Source organism: Streptomyces sp. MS191 (assembly GCF_008042125.1).
In the GTDB taxonomy this organism is placed as follows: domain Bacteria; phylum Actinomycetota; class Actinomycetes; order Streptomycetales; family Streptomycetaceae; genus Streptomyces.
On record NZ_RDBI01000040.1, the window covers coordinates 1,802,774 to 1,816,077 of the forward strand.

Annotated in this window: 10 protein-coding genes; 3 read left to right on the forward strand and 7 right to left on the reverse strand. The window is 71.4% G+C overall.

Features of this window, described 5'->3' with window-relative positions; translation table 11 throughout:
- Nucleotides 1-453: Rv3235 family protein (locus EAO71_RS15260; RefSeq protein WP_315986595.1), on the forward strand; the 453-nt coding region annotated here is incomplete at its 5' end.
- 60 nt (nucleotides 454-513) lie between these two features.
- Here EAO71_RS15260 and secA read toward each other — a convergent pair.
- Nucleotides 514-3,318 (reverse strand): preprotein translocase subunit SecA, encoded by a 2,805-nt coding sequence (secA, locus tag EAO71_RS15265; RefSeq protein ID WP_147978223.1) that lies wholly within the window; start codon nucleotides 3,316-3,318, stop codon nucleotides 514-516.
- Nucleotides 3,319-3,558: 240 nt separating this feature from the next.
- On the opposite strand from secA, the gene EAO71_RS15270 reads away from it, so the two are divergent.
- Both EAO71_RS15270 and EAO71_RS15275 read left to right on the forward strand, forming a co-directional pair.
- Nucleotides 3,559-4,137, forward strand: a complete 579-nt coding sequence (locus EAO71_RS15270; RefSeq protein WP_147978224.1) for a GNAT family N-acetyltransferase — start codon at nucleotides 3,559-3,561, stop codon at nucleotides 4,135-4,137.
- 134 nt (nucleotides 4,138-4,271) lie between these two features.
- Complete coding sequence (locus EAO71_RS15275) at nucleotides 4,272-5,435, forward strand: winged helix-turn-helix domain-containing protein (RefSeq protein WP_147978225.1); 1,164 nt, start codon at nucleotides 4,272-4,274, stop codon at nucleotides 5,433-5,435.
- A 100-nt stretch (nucleotides 5,436-5,535) separates the two neighbouring features.
- Here the strand turns inward: EAO71_RS15275 and EAO71_RS15280 are convergent, their stop codons facing one another.
- From EAO71_RS15280 to mtrA, 6 genes are all read right to left on the reverse strand, one after another.
- Nucleotides 5,536-6,291 (reverse strand): response regulator, encoded by a 756-nt coding sequence (locus EAO71_RS15280; RefSeq protein ID WP_147978226.1) that lies wholly within the window; start codon nucleotides 6,289-6,291, stop codon nucleotides 5,536-5,538.
- Between the two features lie 202 nt (nucleotides 6,292-6,493).
- Complete coding sequence (gene hpf, locus EAO71_RS15285; RefSeq protein ID WP_147978227.1) at nucleotides 6,494-7,174, reverse strand: ribosome hibernation-promoting factor, HPF/YfiA family; 681 nt, start codon at nucleotides 7,172-7,174, stop codon at nucleotides 6,494-6,496.
- A 333-nt stretch (nucleotides 7,175-7,507) separates the two neighbouring features.
- Entirely contained in the window at nucleotides 7,508-8,311 is an 804-nt protein-coding gene (locus EAO71_RS15290) for a ComF family protein (protein ID WP_147978228.1), read from the reverse strand.
- Between the two features lie 168 nt (nucleotides 8,312-8,479).
- Nucleotides 8,480-10,249, reverse strand: a complete 1,770-nt coding sequence (locus EAO71_RS15295) for an LpqB family beta-propeller domain-containing protein (RefSeq protein WP_147979314.1) — start codon at nucleotides 10,247-10,249, stop codon at nucleotides 8,480-8,482.
- Between the two features lie 190 nt (nucleotides 10,250-10,439).
- Nucleotides 10,440-12,449, reverse strand: coding sequence for an MtrAB system histidine kinase MtrB (mtrB, locus tag EAO71_RS15300; protein WP_147978229.1), 2,010 nt, complete (start codon nucleotides 12,447-12,449; stop codon nucleotides 10,440-10,442).
- Between the two features lies 1 nt (nucleotide 12,450).
- Nucleotides 12,451-13,128: a two-component system response regulator MtrA gene (gene mtrA / locus EAO71_RS15305; RefSeq protein WP_009333493.1), complete on the reverse strand. Its 678-nt coding sequence runs from the start codon at nucleotides 13,126-13,128 to the stop codon at nucleotides 12,451-12,453.
- Nucleotides 13,129-13,304: the final 176 nt, after the last annotated feature.

The following is a 13,304-nucleotide window of genomic DNA, read 5'->3' on the forward strand; positions in this document are numbered from 1 at the left end:
CCCCGGACCGCGCCCCGCGGCCCCGCCGGCACGGGTCCCCGGGGCCGTGCCGGAACCCGCCCCGGAGCCCCCGCACCGTCCCGTACGGCGCCTCGCGCCCTGCCTCCCCACGCCGTCTTCGCCGAACGGCTGCTCGCCGTCCTGAGCGGCGACCGGCCCGTCCACTGGATGCTCGGCCAGACCGTCGGCGAGGCGTACGAGCAGCTCGTCCGGCTGGCCCCGGAGACGCCGCTGCGCTCCGGCGGGGCGCGGCCCGTCCTGCGCCGCTGTGCGGTCCACCCGCCCCGGACCGGGGTCGTCGAGGCCTTCGCGAGCATCGCCGTCGGGGAGCGGGTCAGGGCCATGGCGTTCCGCCTGGAGCGGGGCGCGGACGGCCGCTGGCGCTGCGCCGCCGTCGAGCTGGACGGCCTGCACGCGCGGGTACCGGCCCAGTCACGGGCCGGCCGGGCATGACGAAGGGGCCGGACACCCCACGAGGTGTCCGGCCCCTTCACCGTCCGGCCGCTGCGGCCGCTACTTCTTGCGGCGGCGTCCGCCGCTGCTCTTCTGCGCCTTGCGGCGCTCCGCACGGGTCAGCCCGTCACCGGCCACGTCGTCGCTGACGAAGTCGCCCTCGACCACGGAGCCGTCGCCGTCGACCTTCGGCGCCGAGAAGTGCAGGCGGTCCGGGCGCTGCGGGGCGTCGAGGCCCTTGGCGCGGATCTCCGGACGGCCGGCGCCGGCCGGCACGGCGTCCTGCTTGTCGAGCGACGGCGCCGCGTCCCGCACCGGGACCTCCTCGACCTGCTGCTCGACCTGGACCTCCAGGTTGAACAGGTAGCCGACGGACTCCTCCTTGATGCCCTCCATCATCGCGGTGAACATGTCGAAGCCCTCGCGCTGGTACTCGACCAGCGGGTCCTTCTGGGCCATCGCGCGCAGGCCGATGCCCTCCTGGAGGTAGTCCATCTCGTAGAGGTGCTCGCGCCACTTGCGGTCGAGCACGGAGAGGACCACGCGGCGCTCCAGCTCCCGCATGATGTCCGAACCGAGCGACTTCTCACGGGCGTCGTACTGCTCGTGGATGTCGTCCTTCACGGACTCGGCGATGAACTCGGCCGTGATGCCGGCGCGGTCACCGGCCGCGTCCTCGAGCTCGTCCACGGTGACCTTCACCGGGTAGAGCTGCTTGAACGCGTTCCACAGGCGGTCGAGGTCCCACTCCTCCGCGAAACCGTCGGCGGTCTCCTGGCGGATGTAGTCGTCGATCGTGTCGTCCATGAAGTGCTGGATCTGCTCGTGCAGGTCCTCGCCCTCCAGGACGCGGCGACGCTCGCCGTAGATGACCTCGCGCTGGCGGTTGAGGACCTCGTCGTACTTCAGGACGTTCTTGCGGGTCTCGAAGTTCTGGGTCTCGACCTGGGACTGCGCCGAGGCGATCGCGCGGGTCACCATCTTGTTCTCGATCGGCACGTCGTCCGGCACGTTGGCCATGGCCATGACGCGCTCGACCATCTGGGCCTTGAACAGGCGCATCAGGTCGTCGCCGAGGGAGAGGTAGAAGCGGGACTCGCCCGGGTCGCCCTGACGGCCGGAACGGCCGCGCAGCTGGTTGTCGATACGGCGCGACTCGTGGCGCTCGGTGCCGAGGACGTAGAGCCCGCCGAGCTCCTTGACCTCCTCGAACTCCGCCTTCACGGCCAGCTCGGCGCGCTCCAGGGCGGCCGGCAGGGCCGCGGCCCACTCCTCGACGTGCTCGACCGGGTCCAGGCCGGCCTGGCGCAGCTCGGCCTCGGCCAGGTCGTCCGGGTTGCCGCCGAGCTTGATGTCGGTGCCTCGGCCGGCCATGTTCGTGGCGACGGTGACGGCGCCCTTGCGGCCGGCCTGGGCGACGATCGTCGCCTCACGGTCGTGCTGCTTGGCGTTCAGCACCTCGTGCTGGATGCCGCGCTTGGAGAGCTGCTGGGAGAGGTACTCGGACTTCTCGACCGACGTCGTACCGACGAGGATCGGCTGGCCCTTCTCGTGCTTCTCCGCGATGTCGTCGACGACCGCGTTGAACTTCGCGACCTCGGTCCGGTAGATCAGGTCCGACTGGTCCTTGCGGACCATGGGCTTGTTCGTGGGGATCGGGACGACGCCGAGCTTGTAGATCTGGTGGAACTCGGCGGCCTCGGTCATGGCCGTACCGGTCATGCCGGACAGCTTGTCGTAGAGGCGGAAGAAGTTCTGCAGGGTGATCGTGGCGAGCGTCTGGTTCTCGTCCTTGATGTCCACCCCTTCCTTCGCCTCGATCGCCTGGTGCATGCCCTCGTTGTAGCGGCGGCCGGCGAGGATACGGCCGGTGTGCTCGTCGACGATCATGACTTCGCCGTCGATGACGACGTAGTCCTTGTCCTTCTTGAACAGTTCCTTGGCCTTGATGGCGTTGTTCAGGTACCCGACGAGCGGGGTGTTCACCGACTCGTAGAGGTTGTCGATGCCCAGCCAGTCCTCGACCTTGGCGACACCGGACTCGTGGATGCCGACGGTGCGCTTCTTCTCGTCGACCTCGTAGTCGCCGGTCTCCTCGATGCCCTTGAGCGGGTTGCCGGCCTCGCCCCTGGTCAGGCGGGTGACCAGCTTGGCGAAGTCGCCGTACCACTTGGTGGCCTGGTCGGCCGGGCCGGAGATGATCAGCGGCGTACGGGCCTCGTCGACCAGGATCGAGTCGACCTCGTCGACGCAGGCGAAGTTGTGGCCGCGCTGGACGAGCTCCTCCTGGGACCACGCCATGTTGTCGCGCAGGTAGTCGAAGCCGAACTCGTTGTTCGTGCCGTACGTGATGTCGCAGCCGTACTGCTCGCGGCGCTGCGCGGGGGTCATGTTGGCGAGGATGCAGCCGACGGTCAGACCCAGGAACTTGTGAACGCGACCCATCAGCTCGGAGTCGCGCTCGGCCAGGTAGTCGTTGACCGTGATCAGGTGCACGCCCTTGCCGGAGAGCGCGTTCAGGTACGCCGGGAGCGTGCCGACGAGGGTCTTGCCCTCGCCGGTCTTCATCTCGGCCACGTAGCCGAGGTGGAGCGCCGCACCGCCCATGAGCTGGACGTCGTAGTGGCGCTGGCCGAGGACGCGCTTGGCGGCCTCGCGGACGGTCGCGAAGGCCTCGGGCAGCAGGTCGTCGAGGCTCTCACCGTCGGCGTACCGCTGCTTGTACTCCTCGGTGAGCGCCCGCAACTCGGCGTCGGAGAGGTTGACGAAGTCCTCTTCGATGGAGTTGACCTGGTCCGCGATGCGGTGCAGTTTGCGCAGGATCTTGCCTTCGCCTGCACGCATGAGCTTGTTGAAGACGGACACTGAGGCTGGTCTCCTTGCCGGTCGGGCCTGGCACTGGGTCGTGTGATGGACTCGGGCGCGGGCACGGCAGGTGGTCCCCACCGCAACGGCCATCGTAAGCGAGACCGCCGCCGCGCCGGGAGGCCCGCAGTGCCGTGGGGCCACTGCCGCCCGGAAAAGAGAACGCACAAGGCGGGCGGAAGGTGCCGCCGGGCACGAAAAGTGCTCGCATCCGCGTGTCCCGGTCACCACAATTCCGTCATGGAGCCCATCACCCTGACCACGGAACGCCTGACGCTGAGCACGTTCGTCCCGCAGGACGCCGAAGAGGTCTTCGACATCTGCCAGGACCCCGAGATCCAGCGCTGGACCACGGTGCCCTCCCCGTACGCGCGCCAGGACGCCCACGACTTCCTGAACCACGTGGTCCCGGCCGGCTGGCGCGACGACACCGAGTACTCCTTCGCGGTGCGGACCCGGGACGGCGGCCCCCTCCTGGCCGCGGCGGCCCTGCACCACCCGCGCTCGGGCAGCTGGGAGGTCGGCTTCTGGACCGCGAAGGAGCACCGCGGCCGCGGCTACATGACCGAGGCGGTGCTCGCGATGGCCCGCTGGGCCTTCACGGACCTGGGCTGCACCCGCCTGGAGTGGCGTGCCGAGGTCGGCAACACCGGCTCCCGGGCGACCGCCCTGAAGGCCGGTTTCACCGTCGAGGGCGTCCTGCGCGCGGCCCTGCCGAACAACGGCACCCTGCGGGACACCTGGGTCGGCTCGCTGCTCCCCGCCGACCTCGGCCTGCCGGGCGCGCTGCCGTACCTCCCCGCGCCGCGGAACCCCTGACCCCGCCCGGCCACGCGCCGCGCCTCCCGGCCCCGGCCTTGGCTCCGGCTCCGGCTCCGGCTCCGGCTCCGGCTCCGGCTCCGGCTCCGCGGAACGCCGGATGACTGTCGGTGCCGCCCTCTAGGGTGCGGATCATGACGACTGTGCCGCCGCCCGCCGCCGAACTCTCCGCCGACGACGCCCGCCGGATCGCGCTCCGCGCACAGGGCTTCCTGGGCGCGCCCGACCGGAAGGCCGGGGTCCGCGGCGTGCTGCGCCATCTGGGACAGGTCCAGCTCGACACGATCTCCGTGCTGGCCCGCTCCCACGAGCTGATCCCGTACGCGCGGCTGGGCGCGGTCGGCCGTCGGACGGTGGAGGACGCGTACTGGACCGAGGCGCACGCCTTCGAGTACTGGTCGCACGCGGCCTGCATCCTGCCCGTCGAGGAGTGGCCGCACTTCGCCTTCCGCCGCCGCAGCTACCGCGACCGGCCGCACTGGAACCACCGGCTGCCGGACGGCGCGTACCAGGCCGTCATCGGGCAGCTGCGCGCCGAGGGCCCGCAGACCGCCACCCAGCTGGGCGGCGCGAAGAACAAGGGCGAGTGGTGGGACTGGTCCGAGTCGAAGATCGCCGTGGAGCGCGCGCTGATGTACGGCGAGGTGGTCTGCACCGAGCGGCGGGGCTGGAAGCGGGTGTACGACCTGGCGGAGCGGGCCGTCCCGGACCACCTGCTCCACGACGACCTCGACGACGCCGAGTGCGTCCGCCGGCTGGTCCGGCAGGCGGGCGAGGCGCTGGGCGTGGGCACGCGCGCGGACATCGCCGACTACCACCGCCTCAAGGGCGAGCAGTTCGACGCGGCGGTCGAGGCCGCCGGCCTGGTGCCGGTCACGGTGGCGGGCTGGGCCAAGCCGGCCTGGGCCGATCCGGCGGCGCTGGCCGCCGAGCCGCGCGGCCGGCACCGGACGACGCTGCTGTCGCCGTTCGACTCGCTGATCTGGGAGCGGGCGCGCACGGAGCGGATCTTCGGCTTCACGCACCGGCTGGAGGCGTACGTGCCGAAGCAGAAGCGGGTGCACGGCTACTTCGCGATGCCGTTGCTGGCCGGCGGGAAGCTGGTGGGCCGGGTGGACCCGGCGCGGGACGGCCGGACGCTGGTGGCCCGCCAGGTGTCCGTGGCCTCCCCGAAGGCGATCGCGCCGATGGCCGTGGCGCTGCGGGAGGCGGCCGAGTGGGTGGGGTGCGACTCCGTGCGGATCGAGCGGGCGGAGGACCGCTCCCTGGCGGCGGCGCTGACCGCCGAGCTCGGTTGACGGGTCCTCCCGGAGCCTGCCGGCCCCTCCCGGGGTCTGCGCGCCTCCCCGAGGTCGTCCTCGGGGAGGCGCGCAGACCCCGGGGAGGGGCCCGCCGGCGTCACCTGATCTCGAGGATCTTCTCCCGCATCGCGTAGACGACCGCTTCCATCCGGGAGTGCAGCTGGAGCTTCTCCAGGATGTTGCGGACGTGGTTCTTCACGGTGTTCTCGGAGATGAACAATTCCTTGGCGATGTCCCGGTTGTTCATTCCGGTCGCGACCAGCTTCAGGACTTCCAGCTCCCGGTCGGTGAGCCGGGGAGCGGGCACGAGCCTGCGTTCGTCGGTGCGCTGGATCATGGATTTGAACTCGGTGAGGAGTTTCGACGCCATGGAGGGGCTGATCTGCGACTGGCCGTCGGCGACCGCGCGAATCGCGGTCGCGACCTCGTCGGTGGAGATCTCCTTGAGGAGATAGCCGGTCGCGCCCGCCTTGATCGCGTCGTAGAGGTCGGCCTCCTCGTCACTGATCGTCAGCATGATGATCTTCGCGCTGGGCGCCACCTCCTTGATGGAGGTGCAGGCCTCGATGCCTCCGCGCTTGGGCATCCGGACGTCCATCAGCACGATGTCGGGCAGCAGGTCGGCGGCCTTGTCGACCGCCTCGGCCCCGTCACCCGCCTCGCCGACGACCAGGATGTCCTCCTCCTGCGCGAGGACGATCTCGAGTCCACGCCGGAAGAGGGCGTGGTCGTCCACGACGAGGACCCGGATCGGCTCCTTCCGCGAGTCGCCGCTGTCCGAATCCGATCCTTCGGGGGTGGCCGCGCAATCGGGCTCCCGCCCTCCGTGCACCGGCCCGAAGCTGTCCGCCATCGTTCCTCCCCCTGAGGCCGTGGCCTGAAGTCGTGTTCGGTCCTCCAACCGCTGCTCACGAAGCACCGGTTGGCGTGCACGACATGATTTCATGCCCGGACCCCGGCGTGGTGATCCCGTGGTCGCACGGGGGTGCCCCTGGGGGCGCACGGGGCGCTCCAGGGGCACCTTGAGGGGCTGATGAGTCTGGTGCGGCTGCGGGTCAGCCGCCCAGTGCACCACCGGCGCCGCCGCCTTCGGCCAGGGGGTCGCTCTCCAGGTGGATGACGCCGTAGTCGTACGCGTGTCGCCGGTAGACGACGCTCGGCTGCTTGTTGTCGGAGTCGACGAACAGGTAGAAGTCGTGCCCGACCAGCTCCATCTCGTAGAGAGCCTGGTCGAGGGTCATCGGGGCGGCCCTGTGGGTCTTCTCGCGGACGACCAGCGGGCCTTCGCCCTGAACCTCGATCGAACCCATCATCGTGGTGGGTACCTTGGCGGACTCCTCGGCCACGAGCTCGCCACTGCCGTTGAGCTGGGCGACACCCGGCACCACGTCGCCGACCTCGGCCGCCGAAAGCCTGCCGTTGCCACGGCGGGTGTACCTCTTGTCGTGCTGCTTGCGCAGCCGTGCCTCCAGCTTGTCGCTGGCGAGGTCGAGAGCTGCGTACGGGTCGCCTGCCGCCGCCTCCGCCCGGATCACCGGGCCTCGGGAGTGGAGGGTGATCTCCACGCGGTCCGACCTGTCGGCCTGCCGCGGGTTGTGCTCCTTGGACACCTCGACGTCGAGGCTGATCACCTTGCCGTCGAGCTTCTGGATCTTCTCCAGCTTCAGCTTCTCGGCCACGTGCTTGCGGAACCGCTCGGGCACCTCGGTCTTGCGGCCCTTGACGACGATGTCCACGCAGAACTCCGTTCCCGGATCGCCCAGATCGGCTCCTAGGCCGCTGGGCCTCTCCCTTTGCACCAGACTCCGATGTTTACCGGAGTCTCGGACTTGGCGACTTTCACCTCGTCCTCCCCAGTCGACAAGATCCCCACCCCACCGACCTGAGGTTAATTCGCCCTGAACTCCTGTCCTGTAGGCGCACCCGTATGCATTGGGTGAGGCCATGACTTTCGTCATTCCTCACAACCGAACATAGCTCGTTCGGACGGGTGTCGGCACCCGGTGCAGCCACATACCTCCATTCGGGTGTTTTCACCTCTCACCACCTGCAACGATGCAACTTCCCTGTCAGTTCCGGTTTATTGCGAACGACGAGGGAGAACCGGCCACGACCGCCGCCGGCTGTGCCGCCGGCGTCGACGACGGCGCCGGAAGGGGGATTCGGTCGATCCAGGGTTCCGTCCGGCCGCCCGGACGGCCGTGCGCGGTGAACGGCGGGTGTACAGGACGTACGGCGGCCACGGCCCGCGCCGCCTCGGTCAGCGACGCGCCGGTGGTCATGAGGTCGTCCACCAGCACCACCCGTCCGGCCGCCAGCAGCCGCGCACCGCCCGCCACCACCTCCAGCGCCCCGGCCAGGTTCTCGAACCGTCCCCGGGCGTCGAGGGCGGACTGGTCGGCCACGGCACGGCCCTGACGCAGGACCGACACCACGCGGGCGGGCCGCCCCGACTGCCGGAGCCGGCGGGCCGCGGCCAACGCGATGCGCCGGGTGGGATCGTGGCCACGTGCCCGTACCGCGCGACGCGACGAGGGCACCGGTACGAGGAGCAGGGGGTCGGCCCCAGGAGCCCCACAGGACACCGCAGCCGCCTCCACGGCCCCTGCGAGCGCCGCTCCCAGGGGCTTGGCGAGTCCCAGGGCACCGCGCTCCTTGTGGGCGAGGAGGGCGGCGCGCACGGCACCGTCGTAGGGCGCGGCCGCGTGCACCCGGGGCAGTCCGGCGGGCACGGGGCGGGGCAGGATCCGGCGCGGACCGGACTCCGTCAGCTCCGCCCGGCATGGCGGGCACAACTCGGAACGCGGCCTGCCGCAGCCTCCGCAGGCGACCGGCAGTACCAGTCCGGCGATCTCGAGCCACCACCCCCGCATGGCTCCACTGTCCTCCTGCCGGAGCGGACCGGCCACCCCTGTGGACGACGGACCGGGAGGGCGACCGGGGCGGGCACCGAGGAGGGGGGCGGGCGTCCGGCGCCGAGCGCCGGACACGCCTGCGGGGCGTCTCGCCGATCAGCTCGGCAAGATCGACAAGACGCCCCCTCAGCCCGGATAGACCGGCGAGGACCCGAGGACCTTGCCCAGGCGCTGCCAGTTCGCGCCGGGCACCAGGCGCACGATGCCGTCGTTGCCCGAGTCCGCCACGAGCGGGGACCGGTCGTCGTTGGGCGCGGCCACGGCGGTGACGCCGTTGAGGCCCGGCAGCAGCGAGGACGTCGAGGTAGCCCCGTCCGTCTGGATGTACCGGACCTGCTGAACGCCGCCGGCCTCCTTGCCGACCACGACCAGCCGGCTCGGACCGGCCCAGGAGACAGCCGTGACCGTCTCCATGCTCGGCGCCACGGCCTTGAGGTCCTCGACCGACACGGTCTGCTGGGCGCCGCTGCCCTCGCGCATCACCCGCCCGATGTTCAGGGTGGTCCGGCCGTCCTGGCGCTTGAGCAGCAGGGCGACCCGGACGCCGTCGGCGGAGACCCGCAGCGACTCGACCCGGATGCCGTCCGCCAGCCAGGGCGTCGACACCTCGACGCGCTGCCCGTTGCCGCCCGGAACCATCCACAGGCGCGGCCGGACGGGGTTGCGGTCGGCGACCCACAGGTCGCCGCGGCCGTCCCAGCTGGGCGCCGAGAGCCGGTCCTCGGGCCGCGCGGCGGTGCTCGTGACGACCGGAGGGGTCAGCTCCTCGTCGGAGAGGATCGACGCCACCCGCAGCTCGCGGCCCTCCTTGGCGACGCCCGCGGCGCGACTCTCGTCACGGTCCACGGCGACCGACCGCAGCGGCAGCAGGCCCTTGCCGAAGGGTCCGGGCGCCGGCTGCGGCTCCTCGGCCGTCCTGCCGCCCACGAGCAGGGTCATGAGCTTGCCGTGCTCGTCGACGAAGAAGGGGTTCTCGGACCGCTCGGAGGTCCGCACGGGCGCGAACTCGTCCCGCGCCTGCCGCTTGCCCAGCACGCACAGCGACGATCCGTCGGACCGCTGCAGCTCCACCTGCTCGACCCGGACGGACGTCAGGTCGCCCAGCGTGAACAGCAGCTGCGCGGCCATGCGCCGGCACACCTCCGGACCGACCCGGTCGGCCTTGGCGTTGAGCGGCACCTTGAGGGTGGACTGGTCGTCCGGGGCGAGCGAGGTGACGCCCTTCTTCAGTTCCGTGCCGGAGGGGAAGCGGGAGACCGCGGCCTCCTGCAGCCACAGCGTCGGCCCTTCGAGCAGGGCCTTGACGGTCTGCGTCACCGGGTCCATCCGGGTGATCGGGTCCTGGCGCTGACGGATGTAGACCGGGTCGGCGACGACCCAGTCCTCCCCCGAGGCGAAGTAGTACTTGTTGACCGATCGGTAGTTGCGCTGGAAGTCGGCGTCGCTCAGCACCAGCCCGGACGGCAGGTGGTCGATGCGCCACTCCTTGCCCTTGCCGTCCTCCGAGGGCTGCTGGACCACGTGGATCTCGTCCTGGAACTCGGCCCGGGCCGGCTCGTAGGCGTGGTACTCGTTCACCTTCGCCACCGTGCGCCCCTTGATGGGGAAGGACCGGCCCCGGCTCTCCGGGTCGTCCACGGCGACGGCCTGCTCACGGTCCGGGGCCGTGGCGAGCACCGTGATGGACGCCTCCGGCTTCCAGTCGCGCGCGGCCTGCTTCGTCAGGTACTTGCGGGCCGTGGCGAACCCCAGGTCGTCGCTGGTCATGGCCTCCAGGAAGCCGTCGACGATCTCGTCCGGGTCGGCGTTCTCGCGCGGCTGCACGGCGTACACCCGGACCTGCGAGTCGCCGAGGCTGGACGCCTTCACGCTCTCCACGTCGCCGCTGTCGGGCATGGTGGCGCAGCCGGCGACGAGCAGACCGCCGCACGCCAGCAGGACGCTCGTACGCGCCGTCCGGCTGCCCCGCGCGGGCGTGCGCGAAAGGCCGCCCCCGCTCGCCGCGGCCGCCGCGCCCGTCCGGTACGCCTCCACCCCTGCCCCCTGTCCCTGGTGCCCGTCGGCCTGCTTCCGCTCCCCTCGGGAGTCAGCGCCCACGTGTTCCGCCTTCCCGTTCGGTGTTCGAGGTGACCATGGCCTCGCCGCCGTCGGCGTCCCCCACGGACCGTGCCACCACCCGGGCTCCGCTGCCGGGCAGGGCGGTCGGATCCGCGGTGGCCCGCGGCGCTCCGGGCAGCCGCGGCGACACGGGCAGGGACGGCCGGTCGCCGGCCGTCTGCGCGGGCACCGCCGTCAGGCGCGTGCCGGTCTCCTGCGAGGGGCCGGACGCCGCCTGCTCGCGGTTGCGGCGCGAGTCCTCGGGCTCCAGCGGTATCGGGGAGCCGCGCAGCGGCTCGTCCGCCGTACGCGGCAGCGTCAGCCGGAACTGGGAGCCTCCGCCGGGCTCGCCCCAGGCCTGGAGCCAGCCGCCGTGCAGCCGCGCGTCCTCGACGGCGATCGACAGGCCCAGACCCGTGCCGCCGGTGGTGCGTGCGCGCGCCGGGTCGGCGCGCCAGAAGCGGTTGAAGACGCGGGTGGCCTCGCCCGGCTTGAGTCCCACGCCGTAGTCGCGGACGGCGACCGCGACGGCCCCGCCCGCGGCGGCGAGCTTGACGACGACGTCCCGGCCCTCGCCGTGCTCGACGGCGTTGACGACCAGGTTGCGCAGCACGCGCTCGACCCGGCGGGCGTCCGCCTCCGCCACGACCGGCTGCTCGTCGCCGACGACGACGATCCGGCCGCCCTTGCGCTCGGCGAGCGGCTCGGCGCCGCCGATGACCCGCCGGACGACCTGGCGCAGGTCGATCGGCTCCGCCTCCAGGGCCGCCGCTCCGGCGTCGAAGCGGCTGATCTCCAGCAGGTCGGCGAGGAGGGACTCGAAGCGGTCGAGCYGSTCGCCGAGGAGCTCGGCGGAGCGCGCGGTGATCGGGTCGAAGTCGACACGGGCCTCGTGGATGACGTCGGCGGCCATCCGCACGGTCGTCAGCGGCGTGCGCAGCTCGTGCGAGACGTCCGAGACGAAGCGGCGCTGCATCCGCGAGAGCTCCTCCAGCTGCTGGATCTTGAGCTGGAGGTTCTGCGCCATCTTGTTGAAGGCTTCACCGAGCCGGGCGATGTCGTCCTCGCCGGTGACCTTCATGCGTTCCTGGAGCCGGCCGGCGGACAGACGCTCGGCGATCCCGGCCGCCATCCGGACGGGGGTGACGACCTGGCGCACCACGAGCCAGGCGATGGCGCCGAGGAGCACCACGACGAACAGCCCGGCGGTCGCCAGCGTGCCCTTGACCAGGGCGAGGGAGTCCTCCTCCTGGGTCAGCGGGAAGAGGTAGTACAGCTCGTACTGGTTGCCCTCGGCGTCGTTGAGGCGCTTGCCGACCACCAGGCCCGGCTCGGAGTGCTTGCCGTCGGTGTAGTGGATCCGGGCGTACGTCTGGAAGGTGCCCGACCCCTGGGCGACGGAATGCCGCAGGTCGACGGGGATGCTGGTGGCCGGATCGACCTCGCCGGAGGCGCGGGCGCCCCGGCTCGCGGTGCCCTCGGACTGCTCCAGGGACAGCGCCACGACGTTGAACGCGCTCTGGCCGCCACTGGCGAGCTGCTCGACCAGGGTGGAGCGCCAGTTCACGGACGCCCCGGCCCGGCCGCCGTCCTGCTCACCGGGCACGGAGGGGGTCGTCGCCGCCTTGTCCTGGGCCGCCGAGAAACCTCCGGCGGCCTGGCTCTGGGCGGCCTTCTCCTTGGCGTCGAGGAGACCGTTGCGGACCTGGCCGATGACGACCAGGCCGAGCAGCAGCACGACGCCGAGGGACATCAGCAGGGTGCCCGCGACGACGCGGAGCTGGATGTTCCGGCGCCACAGCCGCACCGCGGGCAGCAGCGGGCGGCGGAACCAGCGCATCACCAGCCGGAGCACCGGGCCACCCGGTGCTCCGTCCTGGAGGAGGCGTCCTCCACGGAACGGACGGCCGAATCGCGAGCCCCCCCGCCTCGGTCCGGCAGTCCGCCCCGTCCGGACTCCCGGCTCGCCGGGCTTCGGAGCAGTACTGCCTATGCTCATGTCAGCTCGGCCCCGCCTTGTAACCGACGCCTCGGACGGTCACCACGATCTCCGGCCGCTCCGGGTCCTTCTCGACCTTGGAGCGCAGCCGCTGGACGTGCACGTTCACCAGCCGGGTGTCGGCCGCGTGCCGGTATCCCCAGACCTGCTCCAGCAGGACCTCGCGGGTGAACACCTGCCACGGCTTGCGGGCCAGCGCGACGAGCAGGTCGAACTCGAGCGGGGTCAGGGCGATGGACTGCCCGTCCCGCTTCACCGAGTGACCGGCGACGTCGATGACCAGGTCGCCGATGGCGAGCTGCTCCGGCGCGGGCTCCTCCGACCTCCGCAGCCGCGCCCGGATGCGGGCGACGAGCTCCTTCGGCTTGAACGGCTTGACGATGTAGTCGTCGGCCCCGGACTCCAGGCCCACCACCACGTCGACGGTGTCGCTCTTGGCCGTCAGCATGACGATGGGCACACCGGACTCGGCCCTGATGAGCCGGCACACCTCGATGCCGTCCCTGCCGGGCAGCATGAGGTCCAGCAGCACCAGGTCCGGCTTGGCCTCACGGAATGCGGCGAGCGCCTTGTCACCGTCCGCTACGAACGACGGCTCGAACCCTTCACCCCGCAGCACGATCCCGAGCATCTCGGCCAGTGCGGTGTCGTCATCGACGACGAGAACGCGTCCCTTCATATCGACATCATCCCATTTCCGTATCAGTCTCAAGGCGGCTGGTGAGATAGCTCACTGACCTGCGTCGACGTCTGTGATCGTCCACCGGTGGCTGCCCTGGTCGCTGTGGTCGCTGATACCAGGCATGCATGTCACCCCCGTAGCCGCCCTGAACCGTACCCTGGCCCCCCGCTCCG